Here is a 25,894-nt window from a genome sequence, read left to right on the forward strand (position 1 = left end):
GTATAGAGAGCGTGTACGTTCTGATAAATATCAACTATTCCCCTTATCAAAGTACACGCAATATCATTTTTCAATTCAAGCCGTTAGCCCCACTTCAGTAATGTAGTTTTATGGTCAATTCTTTTGCACCGACGGGCATCAACACTTATGATAGCGGTCATTTTTTACCACCGTGCCACGCTGCCACTATGTTTTTTAAACTACTCAACCATTTCGGATTACGACGTCTTATCCTACTCTTGGCAGTGGCGAGCGCCTTGGTAACACTGGCAAACAGTTTTTATGCCAGCTATCGCGTTCAGCGAGAGCTTCTGATTGATAACACCCTTGAAGCCAACCGTGTTTACGCCACCAAGCTTGCGGCGATGACCCATTCTTTCTTTAAAGAATCCCAGCAGCAGTTAGCCTACAGCGCCACTATCGTCGCTACCCAAATGGATGATAAGGCCAGTCTGTTTAAAGAAGCCGACCGCCTGCGGCTACAGACCAGCCATTTCAACTCAGTTGTCATTGCAGATGAAAAAGGGATCGTCAGAGCCACATCACCGGATACGTTCCAATTAATCGGGAGAAGCCTGACAACAGAAGGCGCTCTCGAAGCCCTGAAAGAAAAGCAGCCGCTTATCAGCCAGCCCTATGTCTCTGCCGCCAATAACCTCATTGTGCTGATATCTTCGCCGATCTTCACACGGGATGGCCGCTACAAAGGGTTTATCGGTGGATCCATCTATCTTAAGCAGCCCAGCGTTCTTAATACGCTCTTAGACAAACACTATTACCGCGATGGTTCTTACATTTATGTCACCGATAAGAACAAAAAAATGCTGTATCACCGTGACATGGAGCGTATTGGCAAAACAGAAACCAATAATCTGAAGATCGATGCGTATCACGAAAACAATGGCAGCCAGCATATGGTGAACTATCTGGGTGAAACCATGCTAGCGGGTTACGCCGTTGAAGCCACTTCACAGTGGCAGATTGTGGCGCTCCGCCCGATAGACATCACGCTGAAGCCTCTCGATAGTCTGATGCTGAACGTGCTGCGTCACACGCTCCCGCTCGCGCTTTTAACTATATTCTGCGTCTGGCTGCTTGCCCGCCTCATCGCCCAGCCGCTGTGGCTACTGGCACGCAGCGCCAATAAGATGGATGCGACGGACGTCTCAGACGACATCAGAAATATTCACTCCTGGTATTTCGAAGCCTCGCAGCTCAAACAGGCCATGCTGCTGGGTATCGATTTACTCCAGCGCAAAATTGGTAAGCTGCGTTCTGAAGCACACTCAGACCCGATGACCGAACTGCTCAATCGCCGTGGGTTAGATAGCGTGCTCCGCTACTGGCAAATGGGGCAGAAAAGCTTTGCCGTCATCGCGCTGGATATCGATCGCTTCAAGCGCATCAATGACACCCACGGCCACGATGTCGGCGACAACGTCATTCGCTATCTCTCACAGCTTATTCGCACCAGCTCACGCGATGCCGACATTCTGTGCCGCAGCGGCGGTGAAGAATTTTTGATTCTACTGCCGGAAACCAGTCTCGACGTCGCACTCAGCATCGCTGAACGGCTACGGCAGCGCGTACAGGAATCGACCATTCCTGTCGTGGGCAATATCACCATCTCACTAGGCGCTGCCCTGTGGGAACCAGGCGTCAGCGATATGCCAATCGATCGCACCTTCAAACTGGCAGATGAAGCCCTGTATCAAGCCAAGCAAGAAGGCCGCAACCGCGTGGTCTCTGCCTCCGGCAGCGAGCAGTAATCCATTTTCCCTTTCTTTTATATACCCTAAATAATTCGAGTTGCGTGAAGGCGGCAACTGCGCGACAAATCGGTTCCAGACCGATTTGAACAGCGCTAGCGCTGGCCCGCAGGGTGGGCCTCATTTATGAGGCTCATTAATCCCCAGGAGCTTACTCAAGTAAGTGACTGGGGTGAGCAAGAGCAGCCAACGCACAAGCAGCTTGAAGTATGACGGGTATACAGGTGATGTCGCTGGACATCACCTGTATAAATAACCATACTTACTCCTACCATCCTTCCCTATCTCGCTTGCTATAAAAGGCCGCTTAGTGACTCAGGTTCGTCAGGGGTTTCTACTGACCCGCCACTGGAATGACACACCAGCCGGCACGCAGGTTGAATTCTGGCTGGCCACCGATGAGGGCCCGCTGCTCGCACGGCTGCCAGTACAAGAAGCCGTTGCCTTTATTCCTGCACAACAGGAAGCCCGCGCAAGAATGCTTTTACAGCAGGAAAAACGCTGGCAGTTAAAGCCGCTCGCTATGCAGGATTTCCACCATCAGCCGCTACTGGGGCTGTATTGCCCGCAATACCGACAGCTACTGCGGCTGGAGAAATTGCTGCGTGAGGGAGGCGTTCAGGTCTACGAAGCGGATATTCGCCCAACGGAACGCTTTCTGATGGAGCGCTTTATCACCGCGCCCGTGTGGTTTAGCGGTAACCCAACGTCAGGTAGCCTGCTGACGGAAGCCCGCATGAAACCGAATCCCGATTACCGTCCGACGCTCAAACTGGTGTCGCTGGATATCGAGACCACCCGCCACGGCGAGCTTTACTGCATCGGACTGGAAGGCTGCGGACAGCGTCAGGTTTACATGCTCGGCCCGCCGAACGGCACGCCTGCCGAGCACGAAGATTTTAATCTTGAGTACGTCGCCAGCCGCCCGCTGCTGTTGGAAAAGCTGAATACCTGGATGCAGCAGCACGATCCCGATGCCATCATCGGCTGGAATCTGGTGCAGTTTGACCTACGCGTCTTGCAGAAACATGCCGAGCGCTACAACATTCCGCTCAAGCTAGGGCGCAATGGGCAGGCGTTAGAATGGCGGGAACACGGTTTTAAACAGGGGCATTTTTTTGCCAGTGCCACTGGCCGTTTGATTATTGACGGCATTGAAGCGCTCAAGTCTGCGACGTGGAATTTTGCCTCGTTTAGTCTGGAGTTTGTCGCGCAGTCGCTGCTGGGGGAAGGCAAAGCTATCGACACGCCCTATCAGCGAATGGATGAAATCGACCGCCGTTTTGCCGAAGATAAGCCCGCACTCGCTCGCTATAACCTGCAAGACTGCGAACTGGTCACGCGTATTTTCGACAAAACCGAACTGCTGCCTTTCTTACTAGAGCGCGCCAGCGTCACCGGTCTGGCAGCCGACCGCAGCGGCGGTTCCGTTGCGGCATTTTCCCACCTTTATTTACCGCGCATGCATCGCATGGGCTACGTTGCCCCAAATCTGGGTGACGTCGCGCTTGAAGCCAGCCCCGGCGGATTTGTGATGGATTCGCGTCCCGGTCTGTATGACTCGGTCTTAGTGCTGGATTACAAGAGCCTCTACCCTTCCATCATCCGCACGTTCCTGATCGATCCGGTCGGGCTAGCGGTAGGAACACAGAATCCTGACGCTCAGCACGCCGTCCCCGGTTTTCGCGGGGCATGGTTTTCCCGCGAACAGCACTGCCTGCCAGCGATTGTCGAGCAAATCTGGCAAGGGCGTGAAGCGGCGAAGCGTACCAATAATAAGCCACTGTCTCAGGCGCTAAAGATCATCATGAATGCCTTTTACGGCGTGCTGGGTGCGACAGGCTGCCGCTTCTTCGATCCGCGTCTCGCCTCCTCCATCACCCTACGCGGCCATGAAATCATGCGCAAAACGCGCGAACTGATCGAGGAACAGGGTTATCAGGTGATTTATGGCGATACCGACTCCACCTTTGTCTGGCTGAAGCACGCGCATAGCGAAGAAGAAGCAGCAAAGATTGGCAACGCGCTGGTGCAGCACGTTAACCAATGGTGGACACAGCACCTGCAAGACACTCAGCAGTTGACCAGCGCGCTGGAGCTGGAGTTTGAAACGCACTTTCGCCGCTTCCTGATGCCAACAATCCGCGGCGCGGAGCAAGGCAGTAAAAAGCGCTACGCCGGCATGATCGACACGCCACAAGGCGAAAAAATGGTGTTCAAAGGGCTGGAAACCGTGCGTACCGACTGGACACCGCTGGCGCAGCAGTTTCAACAGCAGCTCTATCTGCTTATTTTTCAACAACAGCCTTATCAGGAGTGGCTGCGGGATTATGTCGATCGTACCCTGAACGGTGATTTTGACGATCTGCTGATCTACCGTAAACGACTACGCCGTCGGCTCGATGATTACCAACGCAACGTACCGCCACACGCCAGAGCCGCGAAAATCGCCGATGACTATAACCGCCAGCAAGGACGGCCTTTGCAATACCAAAACGGCGGCTGGATCAGCTATGTGATGACCGTCAACGGCCCCGAACCATTGGAAACCCGGCATTCTCCGCTGGATTACCAGCATTATGTCGAACGTCAGCTCCAGCCCGTCGCGGACGCTATTCTGCCTTTCCTGCACGACGATTTTGCTACACTGGTGACAGGCCAGATGGGCTTGTTTTAAATGAAAGCTATTAATGCTTTAAATAGCAGATAATGTTTTAAATGGCAGATATTCATGTTTTTAGATGAAAGGGGTTAATTCGCGCGACAGCAAGTTTGAGGGGTGACGAACGCACCGTCATCCATTACCATAACGCCCTTTCTGAATTTGCATCAGCAGCATTATCGGCACCCGATAATGTAATCAGACATTCCTCCGACACAGACGAACATCGAGCTAAGAATTTATGCCTTTTACACTTGGTCAGCGCTGGATCAGCGATACGGAAAGCGAACTTGGACTGGGAACGGTTGTTGCCGTCGATACGCGTATGATTACGCTGCTTTTCCCTGCCAGCGGTGAAAACCGACTTTATTCCCGCAGCGACGCCCCCATCACCCGCGTGATGTTCAATCCCGGCGACACCGTCACCAGCCATGAAGGCTGGCAGCTCAAAGTTGATGACGTGCGAGAAGAAAAAGGGTTGCTGGTGTATTGCGGCCAACGCCTGGACGATGAAACGTCGGCGGAACTGCGTGAAGTCTTCCTCGACAGCAAACTGACGTTCAACAAACCGCAAGATCGCCTGTTCGCCGGGCAGATCGATCGTATGGATCGCTTTGCCCTGCGCTATCGCGCCCGCAAGCATCAGAACGAGCAGGCGCTACAACAATGGGGCGGATTGCGCGGTATGCGTGCCAGCCTTATCCCCCATCAGCTTCATATCGCTCACGAAGTCGGCCAACGCCACGCGCCACGCGTTTTGCTGGCGGACGAAGTCGGTCTGGGAAAAACCATTGAAGCAGGGATGATCATCCACCAGCAGTTGCTCGCGGGTCGTGCCAGCCGCGTGCTGATTGTCGTGCCGGAAACCCTGCAACACCAGTGGCTGGTCGAAATGCTGCGCCGCTTTAACCTGCTGTTCTCCCTGTTTGACGACGAGCGCTATGCCGAAGCCAAGCTGGACAGCAGCAATCCATTTGAAACCGAACAACTGGTGATCTGCTCACTGGGATTTGTTCAACGCAGCGCCCAGCGCTTTGCGCAGCTCGTCAACGCCGACTGGGATCTGCTGGTGGTGGATGAAGCCCACCATCTGGTCTGGAGCGAAGAGAGCCCTAGCCCGGAATATCAGGCCATTGAAACGCTGGCACGCGCCACGCCGGCCGTTTTGCTGTTAACCGCGACGCCGGAACAGCTCGGCCAACAGAGCCACTTTGCGCGCTTGCGCCTGCTCGATCCCAACCGTTTCCACGACTATCATGAATTCGTTGCTGAACAGCAGCAGTACCGCCCGGTTGCCGATGCCGTCACGCTGCTGTTAGCGGGCGAAAAAGCCCAAACGGCTGAACTGAATGCGCTGAGCGACCTGCTGGGCGAGCAGGACATTGAACCGCTGCTGAAAGCCATCAACAGCGACAGCGATGACAATCAGAAGGCGCGTCAGGAACTGATCACCATGCTGATGGATCGCCACGGCACCAGCCGTGTGCTGTTCCGTAACACGCGTCAGGGTGTTAAAGGCTTCCCGCAGCGTGTCCTGCATCAAATCCGTCTGCCGCTGCCAGCGCAGTACCAAACGGCGATTAAAGTGTCCGGCATTATGAACGCGAATAAGGCGCTGGAAGTCCGCGCTCGCGACATGCTGTACCCGGAACAAATTTATCAACAGCTCGAAGGGGACGATGCCACGTGGTGGAACTTCGATCCGCGCGTGGAATGGTTACTGAACTACCTGACCGCCAATCGTGATGAAAAAATCCTGGTGATCTGTGCACAGGCAGCCACCGCGCTACAGCTGGAACAAGTGCTGCGCACGCGTGAAGCCATCCGCGCCGCCGTCTTCCATGAAGGGCTGTCGATTCTGGAGCGTGACCGCGCCGCCGCCTATTTTGCTTCTGAAGAAGAAGGCGCACAGGTGCTGATCTGTTCAGAGATCGGTTCCGAAGGCCGTAACTTCCAGTTCGCCAGCCATTTAGTGATGTTCGATCTGCCGTTCAACCCCGACCTGCTGGAACAGCGTATTGGTCGTCTGGACCGTATCGGACAGGCCAAAGAAATTCAGATCATGGTGCCGTATCTGGAAAATACCGCACAGGCCTTGCTGGTACGTTGGTATCATGAAGGCTTGGACGCGTTTGAGCACACCTGCCCGACAGGTCGCACCATCTATGATGCGCACCACACGCAGCTGATCGAGCGACTGACGACCGTCGGTGAACAGCAGGGGCTGGATGAGTTTATTCATGTTTGCCGTCAACAGCACGACAGCCTGAAGCAACAGCTTGAACAAGGCCGCGATCGCCTGCTGGAAATGCATTCTAACGGTGGCGAACAGGCTCAGTTGTTGGCGCAGGCCATTGCCGAACAGGACAATGACGTCAATCTGGTGACGTTCGCCCTGAACCTGTTTGATATTGTTGGTATCAATCAGGAAGATCGCAGCGATAACCTGATCGTCCTGACGCCATCCGATCATATGCTGGTGCCGGATTTCCCGGGCCTGCCGCAGGACGGCTGTACGATCACCTTCGATCGCGATCAGGCGCTCTCTCGCGAAGACGCACAGTTTATCAGTTGGGAACATCCGCTCATCCGTAACGGACTCGATCTGGTGCTGTCCGGCGATACCGGAAGCTGCGCAGTGTCGCTGCTGAAAAATAAAGCGTTGCCGGTCGGCACGCTACTGGCTGAGTTGGTTTACGTTGTGGAAGCACAAGCACCGAAGCACCTGCAACTGACCCGCTTCCTGCCGCCAACTCCGGTTCGTCTGCTGATGGATCGTAAAGGCACCAATCTGGCGGCACAGGTTGAGTTTGAGAGCTTCAACCGCCAGCTCAACGCGGTAAACCGCCATACGTCCAGCAAGCTGGTGAATGCCGTACAGCCCGATGTTCACGCCATGCTGCAACAGGCGGAAGCGCTAGTCGAAACGCAGGCGCGCCAGCTCATCACCGAGGCTCAGGAGCAGGCTGACCTGCAATTGCGCCGCGAGCTGGAGCGTCTGGAAGCGCTGAAAGCCGTCAACCCCAACATTCGTGAAGATGAGCTGACCGCGCTGGAAAACCAGCGCGAGCAGGTGCTGAGCAACCTGCACGAAGCCAACTGGCGTCTCGATGCTATTCGTCTGGTTGTGGTGACACACCAGTAATGTGCTGCCCGTACTATGCCTTATCAGACCGTTGACAAACCTATTCGCCGAATGAAAACGGGAGTAACGGAATAGAAGAGTAAAGCGTTTGCGCCATGGATGGCGCAAGCCGAGCTTACATGGACGTACTTGCAGCGTCTTTACGATCTATCCGTTACCCCCGCTCTGCGGACTTTGTCAGCAACCTCTTATGCATATATGGGCAGTCAGACTTTTCAGCACACGGATAGCTGCATATTAGGGAAAGCACGGGGATGAGGTTTCCGCAGGAACACCTCGCCCCGTGATAAGCCCGTGTATCTCGGTCAAACAGCAACGACGTCCCTGTTTCTTGCCTATTTTTGGAGCGTGAATGGAACCCTATAATCCGCCTACCGATCCCTGGTTACATATTCTGTATCAGGATCAGCACATCATGGTGGTGAATAAACCCAGCGGTCTGCTGTCGGTTCCCGGCCGTGCGCCAGAACACAAAGACAGCGTCATGAACCGCATTCAGGCTGACTACCCGACGGCTGAATCTGTGCATCGTCTAGATATGGCAACGAGCGGCGTGATTGCCGTTGCACTCACGAAAGCCGCTGAACGCGAATTAAAGCGTCAGTTTCGCGAGCGCGAGCCCAAGAAATCCTACCTTGCCCGCGTCTGGGGACATATGGCGCAGGATGAAGGCGTCATCGACCTGCCACTGATCTGCGACTGGCCGAACCGCCCGAAACAGAAAGTCTGCTTTGAAACAGGAAAATCAGCACAGACGGAGTATCAGGTACTTTCGCGTGACGCTGACGGTACAACACGCGTCAAGCTGATGCCGATTACCGGTCGCTCTCATCAACTGCGAGTCCACCTGCTTGCGCTGGGTCACCCTATCCTCGGCGATGGCTTTTATGCGCATCCCGATGCCAAAGCGCTGGCCCCACGCCTGTTACTGCACGCACAAGAACTAGCCATCACCCACCCAGAGTTCAATACCCCGATGCACTTTCGTTGCGAAGCGGATTTCTGACGCAAACGCGCTGACAGTATTTTCAAATCGGATTTGGTGGAGCGGTAAAACGGGGAAGTAAGTAAGAAGAGAAAGGATGCGGATTATTTTGTCTGATTCGCGCTTTTCAACAGTTCATAGGCGGCCTGAATATCCTGCGCTTTGCGCTTGGCCATCTCCATCATCCTCGGCGAAAGCTTCTTGGCGACCAGCTTATCAGGATGATGTTCGCTCATGAGTTTGCGGTAGGCGCGCTTAATCGTCACGGCGTCATCGCTGCTGCGCACGCCCAGCGTACGACAGGCACTTTCGACCGTAGGCCCTCGCGGCGGTGAGGCCGGGCGTTGGCCACCATAAGAGTGCCCGTTAGAGTAGCCCCCGCTGGAATGGCCGTTACTACGTCGCTGATGCGATTTACCGTTCTGGCGTGACTGATTCTGCCGCGACTGCTGCCCCGTGGTACTTTCCATATTGCGCAGAAAGAACTCAAACTGCTCGCGCGTCACACCCAGCTCATCGGCAATCACGTACAACACGCGCCGTTCGTTCGGATGCAGAACGCCATCAACAAACGCGACCTGAAGCTGAATTTCCAGAAACATCTTAATTAAATCAAAACGTCCCAGACAGGCATCACGTAGCTTGCGTAATTTTATTCGCAGAGGGAAATGGCTGGTCTTTCCTTCACGGAAAGCCCGTTGAGCGGCGGTTCTGGCCTCACCAAACAGCTCAAGGCGATCCATCATTTTGGTCGCGATCTTGATATCGGCTTCCGTCACCCGACCTTTGGATTTAGTCAGGTGTCCCATGGCCTGGAAGGTCGTGAGAAAGAACAATGACTGACGGGTAGACTGAGCGGAGAAATAGTCACGGCGACGCGATGCCCGGGCTTTGTCAATCCAATGCCCCATCAGTAAGCCCATGATCATTCCCCAGATGCCAGCGCTTGAGACGATTCCCAGCGCCAACCCCAGCAACTTTCCCCAATACCGCATATACTCCTCAAATCCTCATGCCGTCAGCCAAAAATTGCTTTATCATACCTGTCATTTATCTTTGCACCTAACGGCGGTGCGTATAGGCGGTGGGGATTTAACACTGGCGCAACGCTAACGAGTGATATAGTCTCTGACCGTTTGCCGGCATGATGCCCCTGATGACGGAACACCTGATACCACGTATGAAAAAAAGTTTCCCAACTCTGCTGGCCACTCTGGTTTGGTCGGCGCTTTACAGTCAGCACGCGCTGGCCGATCTCGCTGAACAGTGCATGCTGGGTGTACCTACGTACAACAGACCGCTGGTAACAGGCGATCCTAATCAGCTGCCGGTCAATATTCAGGCCGACAAAACCGAAGCCAACTATCCCGACAACGCCAAATTCATCGGCAATGTTAACATCCAGCAGGGCAATAGCGTCATGACCGCCGAGCAGGTGGAACTGAACCAGCTGGATCCGGCAACGCAGGGTAGCACGCCAACGCGTACCATTACTGCGACGGGAAATGTCCACTACGACGACAATCAGGTTATCCTGAAAGGCCCTAAAGCCTGGGCCAACCTGAACACCAAAGATACCGACGTCTATGAAGGCGACTATCAGATGGTGGGCCGTCAAGGGCGTGGTTCCGCCGACAAAATGAAAATGCGTGACAGTAATCGCTACACCATTCTGGAAAACGGCTCCTTCACTTCCTGTCTGCCGGGAGATAATAGCTGGAGTGTCGTCGGTTCGGAAGTGATTCAAGATAGAGAAGAGCAGGTTGCTGAAATCTGGAACGCGCGTTTCAAGATTGCTGGCGTACCTGTGTTCTATAGCCCGTATTTACAGCTTCCTATCGGCGATAAACGACGCTCTGGCTTCCTGATCCCCAATGCGAAATATGGTAGCAGCAATGGCTTCGAACTGCTGACGCCCTATTATTGGAATATCGCCCCTAATTTTGACGCCACGATCACACCGCATCTGCAAACTCAACGTGGTATGCAGTGGCAGAACGAATTCCGCTACCTGACCACACCGGGCCTTGGTGTCATTCAGTTCGACTGGCTGCCCAGCGACAATGAATACGCCAAAATCTCCCCGCAAGATAGTAACGACAACCGCTGGCTGTTCCACTGGGGTCACAGCGGTGTGATGGATCAGGTGTGGCGTTTTAACGCGGACTACACAAAAGTCAGCGACGACCGCTACTTCACCGATCTGGAGTCGAATTACGGTTCAACGACCGATGGTTACGTCACTCAAAAATTCAGTGCGGGCTATGCGAACCAAAACTGGAACACCTCGCTGTCCACCAGACAATTCCAGGTCTTTTCCAATGCGACCAGCCGAGATGTCTACCGTGCTGAGCCGCAGCTCGATATCAATTATTACCAGAATGATATCGGCCCGATTGATATGCACCTTTATGGTCAGGCGGTAAAATTTACCAACGTCAACGACAATCGGCCGGAAGCCACTCGTCTGCATGCTGAGCCAACGCTAAATCTTCCGTTGGCAAACCGCTGGGCCAGCCTGAATACCGAAGCTAAGCTGTTAGCGACGCACTACCAGCAGGACAATCTGGATCGCTATCGTGCCGATCCTACCGTCAGCGACATCAATAAAAATGCACTCCAGAGTTCCGTTAACCGTGTCATGCCGCAATATAAAGTCGATGGCAAAATGGTCTTTGAACGCGAAATGGACTGGTCACAGGCCTATACCCAGACGCTGGAACCTCGCGCGCAATACCTGTATGTCCCTTATCGCGATCAGAGCGGCATCCATACCTATGATTCTACGCTGATGCAGACCGACTATTCCGGCCTGTTCCGCGATCGCAGCTACAGCGGCCTGGATCGCATCGCGTCCGCAAATCAGATTGCGACCGGTGTCACCACGCGTATTTATGATGATGCGTTGGTTGAACGTTTTAACGCTTCTATTGGTCAAATCTATTACTTCGATCGTCCGCGCACTGGCGACCGCAATACGTCGCTCGATAAAAGTGATAACAACGGCAGCCAGGTGTGGGCCGGTGATTCATTCCTGAAGATCGATGACAGATGGGGAGTTCGCGGAGGTCTGCAATATGACAATCGTCTGAACGAAGTCGCACTGGGTGATGCCGTGTTAGAATACCGTCGCGATGCAGAGCGTCTGGTGCAGTTAAACTACCGTTACGCCAGCCCTGAATATATTCGCGACATGCTGCCGAACGTAACAAACCAAGGCTCACAGCAAGGTATCTCGCAGGTCGGTGTCACCGCGAGCTGGCCTATCGTCGAACGTTGGGCGGTGGTTGGGGCTTATTATTACGACACCAAGGCTAATCAGCCGGCAAACCAGCTGATTGGTTTACAGTACAATACCTGTTGTTGGGCTGTGAGCGTCGGTTATGAACGTAAAATTACCGACTGGAACAGCGCCAGCCGCAGCAGCGAATACGACAACAAAGTGTCGTTTAATATCGAATTACGTGGTTTAAGCAGCAATTACAGCCTGGGTTCCGAAAAAATGCTTCGTTCGGGTATTTTGCCTTACCAGCGCGCATTCTGATGTCACCCAGAGTGCTTAGCCGATAAGGATGTAGCAAACAGGCTGTCTCGCTGAAATATTGGAACTTTTAACCCGCCTTGCGGATGAAATAATGGGAAAGGTATGAAGAACTGGAGAACGCTTATTCTCGGATTGGCACTGAGTGCCTCTACCGCGTTCGCAGCACCACAGGTGGTTGATAAAGTCGCAGCAGTGGTCGACAACAGCGTCGTGTTGGAAAGTGATGTAAACAGTCTTTTGCAGTCGGTAAAACTGAACGCCCAGCAGGCCGGGCAGCAGTTGCCGGATGACGCCACACTGCGTCATCAGATTACCGATCGCCTGATCATGGATAACATCATCCTGCAAATGGCGCAGAAGATGGGTATCCAGGTGACGGATGAGCAACTGGAGCAGGCAATTACCAATATTGCCGCTCAGAACCGGATGTCTCTGGACCAGCTAAAAAGCCAGCTGGCTTATGAAGGTCTGAACTACAACACCTACCGTAACCAGATTCGCAAAGAGATGCTGATTTCGGAAGTGCGTAACAACGAAGTCCGCCGTCGCATTACCGTGCTGCCACAGGAAGTCGATACGCTGGCTAAGCAAATCGCCACCCAGACCGGTGAAAACGATGAGCTGAATCTGAGCCACATTCTGATCCCATTACCGGAAAACCCGACTCAGCAGCAGGTTGATGAGGCGGAAAATCTGGCAACGTCGCTGGTGAAACAAATCAATGAAGGCGCGGATTTTGGCAAGTTGGCCATTACCTATTCCGCAGATTCTCAGGCGCTGAAAGGCGGCCAGATGGGCTGGGGCAAGTTGCAAGAGATCCCAACACTGTTTGCTGAACGCTTAACACAGGCGCAGAAAGGTCAGGTCGTTGGCCCGATCCGTTCTGGTGTGGGTTTCCACATTCTGAAAGTGAACGATATTCGCGGCGGTAACAAAAGCGTATCGGTAACCGAAACGCATGCTCGCCATATTCTGATCAAACCGTCTGTCGTCATGACGGACAGCCAGGCGCAAGCCAAACTGGCAGAAGTGGCACAGCAGATCAAAAACGGCAGCACTGATTTCGCTTCACAAGCCAAACTGCTCTCTCAGGATCCAGGTTCAGCAAATCAGGGCGGCGACCTTGGCTGGGCTTCTCCAGATATGTACGATCCGGCCTTCCGCGATGCGTTGCTGAAACTGAAGAAAGGCGAAATCAGTCAGCCTGTTCATTCCTCTTTTGGCTGGCACCTGATTCAGCTGCTGGATACCCGTCAGGTTGATAAAACCGACGCAGCGCAAAAAGAGCAAGCGTACCGTATGATCTTTAATCGTAAATTCGCTGAAGAAGCGCAAACCTGGATGCAGGAACAGCGTGCAGCGGCCTATGTCAAAGTGATTAATGGTGCCAGTAACTAATGCAGATTGAAACTCATGCAGACTGAGAGCAATACGCCACGCGTTGTGATCACCCCCGGCGAACCCGCCGGGATTGGCCCCGATCTGGTGATTGCTCTGGCTCAGCAGGCCTGGCCTGTAGAGCTCGTGATCTGTGCGGATCCTGACCTGTTATTCAGTCGCGCATTGCAGTTATCGATGCCGCTGACGCTGCGTGACTATCAACCCGGTCAGCCCGCACAGCCACAGCAGGCAGGTAGCCTGACCATTCTGCCGATCGCCGCATCAGCAACCATCATTCCAGGTGACTTAAATGTCGCTAACAGCGCTTATGTCGTTGAGACACTGGCGCGCGCGTGTGATGGCTGTCTGAACGGCGAATTCGCCGCGCTGATTACCGGCCCGGTACATAAAGGCATTATCAACGATGCTGGTGTCCCATTCAGCGGGCACACTGAATTTTTCGCCGATCGCAGCTGCTGTGACCGTGTCGTTATGATGCTGGCAACAGAAGAACTGCGTGTTGCCTTAGCGACCACGCATCTTCCGCTGGCCGCTGTTTCTGCAGCGATTACCCGTCAGAGCCTGCACGAAGTCATCACGATTTTGCACCATGATTTGCAGACAAAATTCGGCATCGCTCAACCGCAGATTTATGTGTGTGGGCTAAATCCCCATGCCGGTGAAGGCGGCCATATGGGCCGTGAAGAGCTGGATGTAATTAACCCCGCGCTGGACGAACTCCGGCAGCAGGGTATCACGCTGGTTGGGCCGTTGCCTGCCGACACGCTTTTCCAGCCCAAGTATCTGCAACACGCTGACGCCGTTTTGGCGATGTACCACGATCAAGGGCTCCCGGTTCTGAAATATCAGGGCTTCGGGCGCGCCGTTAATATCACGCTGGGGTTACCTTTTATTCGTACGTCGGTCGATCACGGTACAGCGCTTGAGCTGGCCGCAACCGGCAGCGCCGACCCCGGCAGCTTCATCACGGCATTAAATCTTGCCATTAAAATGATAAAACACAGTAATGAATAATCGCGTACACCAAGGTCACTTCGCCCGTAAACGTTTTGGGCAAAACTTTTTAAACGATCACTTCGTGATCGATAGCATCGTTTCGGCGATTCATCCTCAGCCAGGTCAAGCGATCGTTGAGATCGGTCCCGGCCTCGGCGCGTTGACCGCGCCCGTTGGCGATCGAATGGATCGTTTTACCGTTATTGAGCTGGATAGGGATCTGGCCGCGCGGTTGGAAACGCATCCGACGCTGAAAGACAAGCTGACGATTATTCAGCAAGATGCCATGACGATCGATTTCGCCGCGCTCGCGGAACAGGCTGGGCAACCGCTGCGTGTTTTTGGCAACCTGCCGTATAATATTTCCACACCGCTGATGTTCCACTTGTTCACCTATACTCAATCTATCCGCGACATGCACTTTATGTTGCAGAAAGAGGTGGTTAACCGCTTGGTGGCAGGACCGAACAGTAAAGCTTTTGGACGCCTGAGCGTCATGGCACAGTATTATTGTCAGATAATCCCAGTGCTTGAAGTACCACCAGAGGCATTCAAGCCCGCGCCTAAAGTTGACTCCGCCGTAGTGCGACTCGTTCCTCATGCCGAGATCCCCTACCCAGTCAGCGACATTCGCGTGCTGAGCCGCATCACGACGGAAGCGTTTAACCAGCGCCGTAAGACACTGCGTAACAGTCTGGGCAACCTGTTCACCCCGGACGTTCTCACGGAGTTGGGGATCGATGTCAGCAGCCGCGCAGAGAATGTGACGGTTGAGCAATATTGCCGACTGGCGAACTGGTTAAGCGAGCATCCTGCAAAACAGGAATAACTGGAGTTCATCATGATTAATGCGCCCCGTGTTTGTGTACAGGTTCAGAGCTTCTACGTGGAATCACAATCGGAGCCTGATGAAGAACGTTTCGTGTTTGCTTACACGATTACGGTTCGCAATCTGGGGCGTCATGAAGTCCAGCTTTTGGGACGTTATTGGCTGATCACCAACGGTAACGGTCGCCAGACTGAAGTTCAGGGTGAAGGCGTAGTCGGCGAACAGCCGATTATCCAGCCCGGTGGCGAATTCCACTATACCAGCGGTGCCGTCATAGAAACGCCTCTCGGCACGATGGAAGGCCACTACCATATGGTTGACCATCAGGGTAAAGCGTTTCAGGTTTCCATCCCCGTTTTCCGTCTGGCTATTCCTTCACTGATACATTAATTATGTCTACCTATTTAGTTGGCGATGTTCACGGCTGTTTCGTGGAACTTAATGCACTATTGGCGCAAGTTTCCTTTAATCCAGAGCAAGATACGCTTTGGTTAACGGGCGATTTAGTCGCACGCGGGCCGGATTCGCTTCAGGTTCTGCGCTTCGTTCGTTCCCTCGGTCCCTCTGTCCGCATGGTGCTTGGCAATCACGATCTGCACCTGTTGGCCGTTTATGCGGGTATCAGCCGCAATAAGCCGAAAGATCGACTCAATGAACTCTTCACCGCTCCCGATGCAGACGAGCTCATCAACTGGCTACGCCGCCAGCCGATCTTGCAGGTTGATGAAGATCTAAAGCTGGTGATGGCGCACGCGGGCATCACGCCGCAGTGGGATCTGCCGACGGCACTCATGTGCGCACGTGAAGTCGAATCGATCCTGAGCAGCGACAGCTACCCGCTTTTCCTCGATGCCATGTATGGTGATATGCCAAACCACTGGAGCCCAGAACTCAGCGGCCTGGCCCGTCTACGCTTTAGCACCAACGTCTTTACCCGTATGCGCTACTGCTTCTCTGGCGGGCAGTTGGATATGCTCTGCAAAGAGCCGCCGAGTCAGGCACCTTCTCTGCTAAAACCGTGGTTTGAGCTGCCAAGCCAGATTGCCGGAGAATACGCTATTGCATTCGGCCACTGGGCATCTCTGGAAGGGAAAGGCACGCCGGAAAACATTTACGCACTGGATACCGGGTGCTGTTGGGGGGGAGATTTGACCATGCTGCGTTGGGACGATAAGCGCTATTTCACGCAACCGTCACTCTCATCAAACACCGAACTCTCTGGCGATACCGCGCCCTTATCGGGTGAGTAAAGGCTCGAAAGTATTCACTCTATCGCCAGCCGTGCCCGTGTCATAGAAGTGGGAAGGCCGTCCCAGACTGAGCCTTTTGGGATGATGGCACAGCCAACTCCTCGGTGGGAATCGACCAGATTCCACCGCCAAGAAACCCAGCCAGACCAACGGCTTCTACGCCGCCTGACGGTAATTCACGGCGGCGTGGATCGCTCAAACGGTCAGTATTCAGATTACGGTTTCTATTCGTCATGCGTACAGTCTCCTATCTATCAAACACAGCGGCTTAACGACATCTCAATTGAACGACGGAAGCCGCTACCCGTTTTCATACTAGCGATGATAGATGACGGAAATGTGACCCATTCGCGCGACAAAATGGAGAGATAGCTTCCTTACTGTGGTTGATTATTAGTTTCAACGGCGGGTTTTGTCAGCGGTTGAGAAGCCGCAGAATATTGCACTACCAGCATCCCCATCACGATTAACGCGACACCCGCTATTCGCCCCAGCGTCGCAGGCTTTACCGCCAGTCCCATCAAACCAAAATGATCGATCATCAGCGATGCCACCACCTGACCAGCAATCACGCAGACAATAAAACCTGAGGCACCGAGCTTTGGCGTCAGCAATAACGCGGCGGTGATATAAGCCACACCCGCCACCCCGCCCAGCCAGATCCACCACGGCCCCTGCAAGGCATTACCAAGCGCTGGTGTGGGCACCCGAGCAGCAAACAGAATCGGCAGCAGCACGCAGATACTTACCAGCAGTGATACCAGCGTTGCCCAAAGCGGATGGCCTAACGATCGCCCCAGTGCCGCATTACTGGCAGCCTGAAAAGGCACAATGCTCCCAGCAAGTACTGCAATACCCAGCGGCAACAGCAATGAGAGAGAGAAAGAAGAGAATAACGACATGGAACCCCCGAGTTCACACTATAAAATTCACAACATAATTGGGATGTTCCAATATTCAATCATCCATTAAACTGATGGAAATTCGTAATTCATACGGAAGGTATTCATACAATGGATGATTTACGTCGTATCGACATGAATCTGCTGCTAACGCTTCACGCGCTGTTGACAGAAAAACACGTCACGCGAGCAGCGCTTCGCCTGCACCGCAGCCAGCCTGCGGTCAGCCATTCCTTATCACAGCTACGCCAGATTTTTAACGATCCGCTGTTAGTTCGGCGTGAGGCTGGTCTGACGCTAACGACCCGTGCTCAGGCGCTACTCGGCCCGCTGGAACAGACGCTTGATCAGTTGAACGAGCTTATCCAGGCACCGCAGTTCGATCCGCGTCATAGCACGCGACATTTCCGTTTGGCGCTCTCCGATTACGGTACGAATGCCGTCTTGCCAACGCTCATGCGGCATCTACGTATGCAGGCTCCCGGTATTTCGCTAGCCGTCAGCCATGCCGGCCGTGAAATGATGCTGGCACAGTTGATCGATGGAGAAATCGACTTAGGCCTTGGCGTGTTTCCTGAGCGCCCATCCGAGGTACACGCCGAGCTTCTCTTTGAAGAACAGTTCGCCTGTCTGGCCGACCGCACCACGCTGCCGGAAAACGGTACGCTGTCGTTTGAGACATGGCTGGAACGGCCACATGTTCTGGTCACGATGCATCCCGATTCTGCCAATGAAATTGACAGCGCGTTGGCTGCAAGCGGCCTAGCGCGCAATGTCGTGCTGACCCTGCCCCACTGGCATGCCGCCATCAATCTCATTGCCGATACTGATCTGATTCTAACCGCTGCACGGCGCAGCATGGCCCGCATCACTACGCCAGATTTGCACATTTTTCCGCCTCCATTCGTGATACCCGACTTTGCCTTCCAGCAGGTGTGGCATACGCGACGCGAGAGCGATCCTGCGCATCGCTGGCTGAGACACGCCATTTGGGAAAGCTGTCAGGCGGGGAAATAAAGCATCAGCTCAGAAACGAAAAAACCCGCAACAAGGCGGGTTTAGCTCTTCATCGTATTACCGACAGAATGTTATCGCAGGAAAGGTGCTTAGCGACGTTCCAGAATTTCGAAGCAGTAACTGTGTGAGTTACGCTCGTCAGCATCATGGAACTCGCTGAAAACAGACTGCCATTCATCCGGCTCATAGTCAGGGAAATGCGTGTCGCCTTCCACTTCGGCATCAATGTGCGTCAGATAGAGGCGGTTAGCCTGCGCCAGCATTTGCTGATAGATACTGCCGCCGCCAATCACCATCACTTCCTCGACGTCGCCCGCCGCCGCCAGCGCAGCGTCCAGCGAGGAGACCCAGGTCACACGATCGTCATCACCGGGATGATTGCTGACGACAATGTTCAGTCGGCCGGGCAGCGGCTGACCGATAGAACGGAAAGTGTTACGCCCCATAATAATCGGCTTATTAAGCGTATTACGCTTAAACCATGCCAGATCGGCTGGCAAATGCCACGGCATCGCGTTTTCCATACCAATCACGCGATCCACTGCCAGTGCAGCAATCAAACTAATAACCATGGTGAAAAAACCCTGTAGGTCAGAAAATTGCTGACACTATACGGAAAGCCCTTTCGCTCGTCGACATAGATACAAGACCGAAACGTAATATAAGAGTTTTATACTCCCGGTCGTTTACGGTAGAGCCAGATCCCCGGTAAAGACAGGCCGATAGAGAGCGCCCCGACGATAAAACTCGCCTTCAGGAAATTGCTCATCATGACGCTCATCAACGCTTCGCTATAGCCAAGATGCGAAATTTCTACCACCGAAATCATCGCCGTATAGGCAGAAATACCGGGAAACATTGGGATCACGGCCGCTACGGTAAAGACTTTCGGATGTGCCAGCAGCCAGCGCGACCAGCGAATACCGATGATGCCGATCAGGATCGCCGCCAGAAACGATGCCCACTCGATATTCATGCCGAAATGTATCGCCAGAAACCGTACACCATGCCCGACGCCACCCAGCAGCGCGCAGTAAGGCAGCACTTTCAGCGGTACGTTGAAGACCATCGCAAACCCCAACGCAGGGACTGCCGCCAGCACCATATCCTGCAACAGTGCCCACAGTAAACTTAAGCCCATCCGCGTAACCCCCACAGCGACATCGCCATCACGACCCCAATACAGGTTGCCAGCGTCAGTAAACTCGCAACCGTCCAGCGTGCCAGACCGGTATTTACGTGCCCTTTAAACATATCGGCCACGGCGTTAATCAGCGGGAAACCGGGAACCAGCAGCAGCACGCTCGCTGCCATCGCCACCGTCGAGGTCTGAGAAAAAGCAGGCAAACGCATCAACAAACCTGATGCCGACGTCGCCACAAACGCCGTAATACAGAAGTTGATCAACGGATTCAGATGTCGCGCCGTAAACACCTGTCGGACATACATCGCCAGTCCGCTGGCAATCAGCGTGACGATAAATGCATCCCACCCGCCTCCGTTCAAACGGCTGAAGCAGCCGCAGGAGAGCGCGACAACGGAAACCATCAGCCAGCGCGGATAGCGCAGCGGTTTGATATTTCCCAGACGCTTTTCTACGCCCGCTACATCCAGCAGTTTATGCTCGGCCATGATGACCGCATGCTGAACTTCAATGACGACGTGCATATTAATGCCTCGGTCCACATTCTTCCGCGTCGACGTCAGGCAATGCCCCTGCATAATGGTGGTCAGTACAATCGAATTAGCTGAGATGGAGCTCTCAACGCTATCAGCACCGAGCGCCATACCCAGCCGTGACGACAGCTGTTCTACCACCATACTCTCCGCGCCATGCTGTAACAGCAGCAGCGCACACTGGATGCACAGTCGGGTTATTTCCCGCTGCTGTGGCGCTTCACCCATCCGTTTCGCGCTACTTACTTGTTTTTCACCACTGAATAGTTCACGGTTCTCACATTCACTGACCATGTTGTTATCCCAACCCGCCCCTGAAATTAACCACAAAAAATGAAAGGACAATTGTTAACATATCGCCGCCAAATAACCAATAAGTGTGATGCGAATTCATTATTCTGGCGCTATCATTTCAACCGTTCTTACTATTTCACTCTCTGGGATGACCATGTTAGAAACATCGCTGTTTGTCGCCACTATCGCCACGCTGGGGATGCTCTCTCCCGGGCCCGACTTTTTTCTCGTCATCAAGAACGCGACACGCTACCCACGCGTTGCCGCACTGATGACCGCGGTTGGTGTAATCTGCGGCGTGGCAACTCACATGGCATACTGCGTCGCCGGGCTAGCCGTCGTCATCACCACTACCCCGTGGCTGTTTAATGTACTGAAATATGCGGGCGCCGCCTATCTGATCTGGATCGGTATTCAAGCATTATTATCGCGTGGCGGCAGCAAGATGGACGTTTCACATCAGGGGCAACAAAACGTCAGCCTGAAAAAAGCATTCCTGCAAGGCTATCTCTGCAATCTGCTTAACCCAAAAGCCACACTGTTCTTTCTGGCGATGTTTACACAGGTGCTGAACATTCACTCCGGCATCGGCGAAAAGCTGTGGTATGCCATGATCATCTGGCTGCTCTCTGTCGTCTGGTGGCCGCTGCTGGTGCTGCTTTTCCAAAGCGAGCCGGTACGACGTGGGCTGGCTAAAGCACAGAAACTGGTGGATAAACTGCTGGGCACGGTGTTGATCGCGTTGGGTATCAAAGTGGCGCTAGGTTAGGCTTGCGACGTACCTGCTAGCCTAAAGCGATTGGGTGCATGATGAACACCTTCCCAATTTCCACCGGGAAGGCGTGTTTGCACTTATTCCGAAGCGAGCTTAGTAGCTGGCATAATAAACCCGTATCCGATGTTGATCGGGATCGAGCGCCACAAACGTCAAACCGAAATCCATCTGGGTGATGTCCTGAATAAGGGCCATCCCCTGTTCCTTCCAGCTTTCATACATAGCGTTTAGTGCAGCCTCACTCTCGACACGAATGGCTAATTCGCTACCACCGCCCGCCAGTTGGGCCACCGGTTTAACCTCATGTTTAGACCACACCCCCAATAACAACCCGGAGTCAAAGGCAAACATGGCAAAGTTTTCCGACTTCTCAACAGGTTGCAAATCAAACCGTTCACGATAGAAACGCTCGCTGGCAACGGCATCTTCCACATATAAAATAATAAGATTTGGTGCGTTCATCAGAGATTCCCGGTAATCAGGTGAGTAATAAGCAGAAGGCTTCTGCTTGCCTGAATGCATCGTAGTACGCACTGCTGTCAATTTTTGTCAGTAGCCATTACTGCCGAGGAATGTCTTCTTTTTCATGCCACTCTTTTAATAACTGCTGGCGACGACGGGGATAACGCTGCTCCAAAACCGTCATGCTACGGATACGTTCAGCCCTGAAATGACGAAACTGCTGACGAAGCTCGCACCAGGCGGCAATCACGTGCGTTTGATCGAAAAATCCTAATGCGAACGGCCAGATAATGCGGAGAGACTCATCGCCCTGAAGGTCGCAATAAGCAATCTCCGTACGGCGCTCCGCCCGGATGGCGTGACGCAAAACGGATAAATCGATCACCACAGCGGGAGTAAATTCTGCCTTCCCCACTAATAGCCCAGAAGAATCAAGCTCGTGGCGCAACTCTGGCGGTAATACCGCAGCAATCTTCATCAATGCATTACGGGCCGCGCCCGCCAAACGCTCATCTGTTCTTCTGACGACCCAGCGCGAGCCCAACACCAATGCTTCAATTTCCTCTTCTGAAAACATCAGCGGGGGTAGCATGAACCCCGGGTGCAGGACATATCCTAACCCTGCCTCCCCCTCAATATGCGCGCCCTGCGATTGTAACGTGGCAATATCCCGGTAGAGGGTGCGTTGGCTTACGCCTAATTTTTCCGCAAGGTACGCTCCCGTCACAGGAAAACGGTGATGACGTAATAGCTGTAAAAGATCGAGTAAACGCTGCGTTCTGGACATAACACCTCTGGATTCACGGTACTCACGCGGTTTCAGCAAGAGAATATACGGCTACTCGCTGAAAACCAGCCCTGCTATCCGGGGATTTTCGAATTAAAAAAGCCAGCGCTGTTACCAACGCTGGCTTTTATTATCCGCTTACTGCCAACCGAAGTCGGTCAATCAGCCTTTAATCATCGCATGCATTTCCTGTACGGAAGTCACCTTCTCCGTCGGGTCTGCCGTCAACGACATTGCCGTGGCGAAACCACCGTTCAACGTGGTGTCGTAGTGCACCTTGTATTGCAGCGCGCTGCGGCGAATCAGCTTGGAGTCTTCAATCGCCTGACGTCCTGCGGTGGTGTTGACGATGTAGGTGTACTCACCGTTCTTGATGCGGTCCTGAATGTGCGGACGACCTTCATGCACCTTGTTCACCAGACGCGGATTAATACCCGCTTCGCCCAGCTCAATCGCCGTGCCGTGTGTCGCATCCAGCTCAAAACCGTGCTTCAACAACTTAGCCGCTAAATCGACCACGCGACCTTTATCGCCTTCACGTACCGACAGCAGCGCACGTCCGGTTTTCTTCATGTGCGAGTTACTGCCTAGCATCGCTTTAGCAAATGCTTCAGCAAACGTGCGGCCAACGCCCATCACTTCACCGGTCGAACGCATTTCTGGCCCCAGAATCGGGTCAACGCCAGGGAATTTGTTGAACGGCAGCACCACTTCTTTTACGGAGTAGTACGGCGGGATAATTTCTTTCGTGACGCCCTGCTCAGCCAGCGTTTTACCTGCCATCACGCGTGCCGCGACTTTCGCCAACGGAACACCGGTCGCTTTCGAAACAAACGGTACGGTACGCGCCGCACGTGGGTTCACTTCAATCAGATAAACTTCGTTATCTTTCACTGCGAACTGCACGTTCATCAGGCCGCGAACACAGAGTTCAAACGCCAGTTTTTCAACCTGCTGACGCATTACGTCCTGAATTTCTTTACTCAGCGTGTAAGCCGGCAGTGAACAAGCCGAGTCACCGGAGTGAACGCCCGCCTGCTCGATGTGCTCCATAATACCGCCAATCAGCACGCGTTCACCGTCGCAAATCGCATCAACGTCGACTTCGATGGCATCGTCAAGGAAGCGGTCTAACAGCACCGGCGCATCGTTAGATACGCTAACGGCGTTTTGGAAGTAGCGACGCAGATCAATTTCGTCGTACACGATTTCCATCGCGCGACCGCCCAGAACATAAGAAGGACGGACAACCAGCGGGTAACCGATGCCACGCGCTTTTTCTACCGCTTGCTCAATCGTTGCTACTGTGGCGTTAGCCGGTTGCTTCAGGCCCAGGCGATTAACAGCCTGTTGGAAGCGCTCACGGTCTTCTGCACGGTCAATGGCGTCCGGGCTGGTACCGATAACCGGCACACCCGCCGCTTCCAGCGCACGCGCCAGCTTCAGAGGCGTTTGGCCGCCGTACTGCACGATCACGCCTTTTGGCTTCTCGATGCGGACGATTTCCAGTACATCCTCAAACGTTACCGGCTCGAAGTACAGGCGGTCTGACGTATCGTAGTCTGTTGAAACGGTCTCTGGGTTGCAGTTAACCATGATGGTTTCATAACCATCTTCACGCAGCGCCAGTGAAGCGTGGACGCAGCAGTAGTCAAATTCGATCCCTTGACCAATACGGTTCGGCCCGCCGCCCAGTACCATGATTTTGTCACGATCCTGAGTCGGATTAGCTTCACACTCTTCTTCATACGTGGAGTACATGTAAGCCGTATCGGTCGCAAATTCTGCCGCACAGGTATCGACACGCTTATAGACCGGATGCAGGTCGAACTTATCGCGCAGTTTGCGAATTTCGCTTTCCGCCACGCCAGCCAGTTTCGCCAGACGCGCATCGGCAAAGCCTTTACGCTTCAACGTACGCAGGAAATCGGCATCCAGTGCGGTTGCGCCTTTTTCAGCGACCTGCTCTTCCAGACGCACCAGTTCTTCAATCTGCACCAGGAACCAGCGATCGACGTTGGTCAGGTTAAATACGCCGTCGACAGACATCCCCGCGCGGAAGGCATCAGCGATGTACCAGATACGCTCGGCACCGGCATCTTTCAGCTCGCGGCGGATTTTGGTCAGCGCTTCTGGGTCGTCCAGATCCACTTTCGGATCGAAGCCAGTCGCACCCACTTCCAGGCCACGCAGCGCTTTCTGCAAAGATTCCTGCTGCGTACGGCCAATCGCCATCACTTCGCCCACAGATTTCATCTGCGTGGTCAGACGGTCGTTGGCACCAGCGAATTTCTCGAAGTTGAAACGCGGAATCTTAGTGACAACGTAGTCGATAGCAGGTTCGAAGGACGCTGGCGTACGGCCACCAGTGATGTCGTTCATCAGCTCATCAAGCGTGTAACCTACAGCCAACTTAGCCGCGATTTTCGCAATCGGGAAGCCTGTCGCTTTAGATGCCAGCGCGGAAGAACGTGATACGCGCGGGTTCATTTCGATAACAATCAGACGGCCCGTTTTCGGGTTTACCGAGAACTGAACGTTAGAACCGCCCGTTTCTACGCCGATTTCACGCAGTACCGCCATCGAGGCGTTACGCATGATTTGATATTCTTTATCAGTCAGCGTTTGTGCAGGCGCAACGGTGATGGAGTCTCCAGTGTGGATCCCCATCGCATCGAAGTTTTCGATTGAGCAGACGATGATGCAGTTGTCGTTCTTATCACGCACCACTTCCATCTCATACTCTTTCCAACCAATCAGCGATTCATCGATCAACAGCTCTTTGGTTGGAGAAAGATCCAGCCCGCGCTCACAGATCTCTTCAAATTCTTCGCGGTTATAAGCAATACCGCCACCGGTGCCGCCCATCGTAAAGGAAGGACGGATAATGCACGGGAAGCCGACGTCAGCCGCAACGGCCAGTGCTTCTTCCATATTGTGTGCAATACCGGAACGCGCAGTATCCAGACCGATTTTCTTCATTGCCACGTCGAAGCGGCGGCGGTCTTCTGCTTTATCAATCGCATCAGCCGTTGCACCAATCATGGTGACGCCGAATTCAGCCAGCACGCCCTGACGTTCCAGCTCCAGCGCACAGTTCAGCGCAGTCTGGCCGCCCATCGTTGGCAGCACTGCATCTGGACGCTCTTTTTCAATGATTTTGCGTACCACTTCCCAGTGAATCGGCTCGATATAGGTCGCATCGGCCATTTCCGGGTCGGTCATGATGGTTGCCGGGTTGGAGTTCACCAGAATAACGCGGTAACCCTCTTCACGCAGCGCTTTACACGCCTGTGCACCCGAGTAGTCAAACTCACACGCCTGGCCGATAACAATCGGGCCGGCGCCCAGAATCAGGATGCTTTTAATATCTGTACGTTTTGGCATTTTCTCGCTCCT

The 25,894-nt window shown here is 53.7% G+C and carries 21 protein-coding genes; 12 read left to right on the forward strand and 9 right to left on the reverse strand.

Going from position 1 to position 25,894, the window contains the following annotated elements; all coding sequences use genetic code 11:
- Nucleotides 1-188: 188 nt before the first annotated feature.
- The 4 genes from BUB06_RS11005 (at nt 189) to rluA (ending at nt 8,582) form a co-directional block, all read left to right on the forward strand.
- Nucleotides 189-1,769, forward strand: coding sequence for a sensor domain-containing diguanylate cyclase (locus BUB06_RS11005; RefSeq protein ID WP_039470965.1), 1,581 nt, complete (start codon nt 189-191; stop codon nt 1,767-1,769).
- A 310-nt stretch (nt 1,770-2,079) separates the two neighbouring features.
- Complete coding sequence (locus tag BUB06_RS11010; RefSeq protein ID WP_039470014.1) at nt 2,080-4,446, forward strand: DNA polymerase II; 2,367 nt, start codon at nt 2,080-2,082, stop codon at nt 4,444-4,446.
- A 226-nt stretch (nt 4,447-4,672) separates the two neighbouring features.
- Nucleotides 4,673-7,576: an RNA polymerase-associated protein RapA gene (rapA, locus tag BUB06_RS11015; RefSeq protein WP_039470012.1), complete on the forward strand. Its 2,904-nt coding sequence runs from the start codon at nt 4,673-4,675 to the stop codon at nt 7,574-7,576.
- A gap of 352 nt (nt 7,577-7,928) precedes the next feature.
- Nucleotides 7,929-8,582, forward strand: coding sequence for a bifunctional tRNA pseudouridine(32) synthase/23S rRNA pseudouridine(746) synthase RluA (rluA, locus tag BUB06_RS11020; RefSeq protein ID WP_039470010.1), 654 nt, complete (start codon nt 7,929-7,931; stop codon nt 8,580-8,582).
- Nucleotides 8,583-8,665: 83 nt separating this feature from the next.
- On the opposite strand, the gene djlA is transcribed toward rluA, so the two are convergent.
- Nucleotides 8,666-9,556 (reverse strand): co-chaperone DjlA, encoded by an 891-nt coding sequence (gene djlA / locus BUB06_RS11025; protein WP_039470008.1) that lies wholly within the window; start codon nt 9,554-9,556, stop codon nt 8,666-8,668.
- Nucleotides 9,557-9,741: 185 nt separating this feature from the next.
- Here djlA and lptD point away from each other — a divergent pair, with 185 nt between their 5' ends.
- The 6 genes from lptD to apaH all read left to right on the forward strand — a co-directional run bounded on the left by lptD (nt 9,742) and on the right by apaH (nt 16,581).
- A complete protein-coding gene (lptD, locus tag BUB06_RS11030; protein WP_039470961.1) occupies nt 9,742-12,105 on the forward strand; it encodes an LPS assembly protein LptD in 2,364 nt (787 codons plus the stop codon).
- Between the two features lie 102 nt (nt 12,106-12,207).
- Entirely contained in the window at nt 12,208-13,503 is a 1,296-nt protein-coding gene (gene surA, locus BUB06_RS11035) for a peptidylprolyl isomerase SurA (RefSeq protein ID WP_039470006.1), read from the forward strand.
- Between the two features lie 15 nt (nt 13,504-13,518).
- Complete coding sequence (gene pdxA, locus BUB06_RS11040; protein WP_039470005.1) at nt 13,519-14,520, forward strand: 4-hydroxythreonine-4-phosphate dehydrogenase PdxA; 1,002 nt, start codon at nt 13,519-13,521, stop codon at nt 14,518-14,520.
- Nucleotides 14,513-15,331, forward strand: a complete 819-nt coding sequence (gene rsmA / locus BUB06_RS11045) for a 16S rRNA (adenine(1518)-N(6)/adenine(1519)-N(6))-dimethyltransferase RsmA (protein WP_039470003.1) — start codon at nt 14,513-14,515, stop codon at nt 15,329-15,331. The genes pdxA and rsmA overlap by 8 nt, the downstream gene beginning before the upstream one ends.
- A gap of 12 nt (nt 15,332-15,343) precedes the next feature.
- On the forward strand, nt 15,344-15,721 hold the full coding sequence (apaG, locus tag BUB06_RS11050; protein WP_010299764.1) for a Co2+/Mg2+ efflux protein ApaG: 378 nt from the start codon (nt 15,344-15,346) through the stop codon (nt 15,719-15,721).
- A gap of 2 nt (nt 15,722-15,723) precedes the next feature.
- Entirely contained in the window at nt 15,724-16,581 is an 858-nt protein-coding gene (apaH, locus tag BUB06_RS11055) for a bis(5'-nucleosyl)-tetraphosphatase (symmetrical) ApaH (RefSeq protein ID WP_039470001.1), read from the forward strand.
- A 40-nt stretch (nt 16,582-16,621) separates the two neighbouring features.
- Here apaH and BUB06_RS11060 read toward each other — a convergent pair whose 3' ends face one another.
- Both BUB06_RS11060 and BUB06_RS11065 read right to left on the reverse strand, forming a co-directional pair.
- Nucleotides 16,622-16,816 carry a hypothetical protein gene (locus tag BUB06_RS11060; RefSeq protein WP_072012953.1) on the reverse strand — a complete coding sequence of 65 codons (195 nt, stop codon included), beginning with the start codon at nt 16,814-16,816 and terminating at the stop codon, nt 16,622-16,624.
- Between the two features lie 142 nt (nt 16,817-16,958).
- A complete protein-coding gene (locus BUB06_RS11065; RefSeq protein WP_010299768.1) occupies nt 16,959-17,483 on the reverse strand; it encodes a DMT family transporter in 525 nt (174 codons plus the stop codon).
- Nucleotides 17,484-17,594: 111 nt separating this feature from the next.
- Between BUB06_RS11065 and BUB06_RS11070 the strand changes: the two genes are divergently transcribed.
- Nucleotides 17,595-18,500, forward strand: a complete 906-nt coding sequence (locus BUB06_RS11070) for a LysR family transcriptional regulator (RefSeq protein ID WP_039469999.1) — start codon at nt 17,595-17,597, stop codon at nt 18,498-18,500.
- 89 nt (nt 18,501-18,589) lie between these two features.
- Here the strand turns inward: BUB06_RS11070 and folA are convergent, their stop codons facing one another.
- The 3 genes from folA to BUB06_RS11085 form a co-directional block, all read right to left on the reverse strand.
- Nucleotides 18,590-19,072: a type 3 dihydrofolate reductase gene (gene folA / locus BUB06_RS11075; protein WP_010299774.1), complete on the reverse strand. Its 483-nt coding sequence runs from the start codon at nt 19,070-19,072 to the stop codon at nt 18,590-18,592.
- Between the two features lie 98 nt (nt 19,073-19,170).
- Complete coding sequence (locus BUB06_RS11080) at nt 19,171-19,641, reverse strand: threonine/serine exporter (RefSeq protein WP_010299776.1); 471 nt, start codon at nt 19,639-19,641, stop codon at nt 19,171-19,173.
- Nucleotides 19,632-20,405 carry a threonine/serine exporter family protein gene (locus BUB06_RS11085; RefSeq protein ID WP_095995308.1) on the reverse strand — a complete coding sequence of 258 codons (774 nt, stop codon included), beginning with the start codon at nt 20,403-20,405 and terminating at the stop codon, nt 19,632-19,634. The genes BUB06_RS11080 and BUB06_RS11085 overlap by 10 nt, the downstream gene beginning before the upstream one ends.
- A gap of 220 nt (nt 20,406-20,625) precedes the next feature.
- On the opposite strand from BUB06_RS11085, the gene BUB06_RS11090 reads away from it, so the two are divergent.
- Nucleotides 20,626-21,240, forward strand: coding sequence for a LysE family transporter (locus BUB06_RS11090; protein WP_039469995.1), 615 nt, complete (start codon nt 20,626-20,628; stop codon nt 21,238-21,240).
- A gap of 99 nt (nt 21,241-21,339) precedes the next feature.
- Here the strand turns inward: BUB06_RS11090 and BUB06_RS11095 are convergent, their stop codons facing one another.
- The 3 genes from BUB06_RS11095 to carB form a co-directional block, all read right to left on the reverse strand.
- The gene (locus tag BUB06_RS11095) at nt 21,340-21,708 is read right to left on the reverse strand and encodes a VOC family protein (RefSeq protein WP_039469994.1); all 369 of its coding nucleotides are present in this window, start codon (nt 21,706-21,708) and stop codon (nt 21,340-21,342) included.
- Between the two features lie 97 nt (nt 21,709-21,805).
- Nucleotides 21,806-22,495: a helix-turn-helix transcriptional regulator gene (locus tag BUB06_RS11100; protein WP_039469992.1), complete on the reverse strand. Its 690-nt coding sequence runs from the start codon at nt 22,493-22,495 to the stop codon at nt 21,806-21,808.
- Between the two features lie 162 nt (nt 22,496-22,657).
- Nucleotides 22,658-25,882, reverse strand: a complete 3,225-nt coding sequence (gene carB, locus BUB06_RS11105; RefSeq protein ID WP_039469990.1) for a carbamoyl-phosphate synthase large subunit — start codon at nt 25,880-25,882, stop codon at nt 22,658-22,660.
- Nucleotides 25,883-25,894 lie beyond the last annotated feature (12 nt).

This window comes from Pectobacterium carotovorum (genome assembly GCF_900129615.1).
GTDB lineage: Bacteria > Pseudomonadota > Gammaproteobacteria > Enterobacterales > Enterobacteriaceae > Pectobacterium > Pectobacterium carotovorum.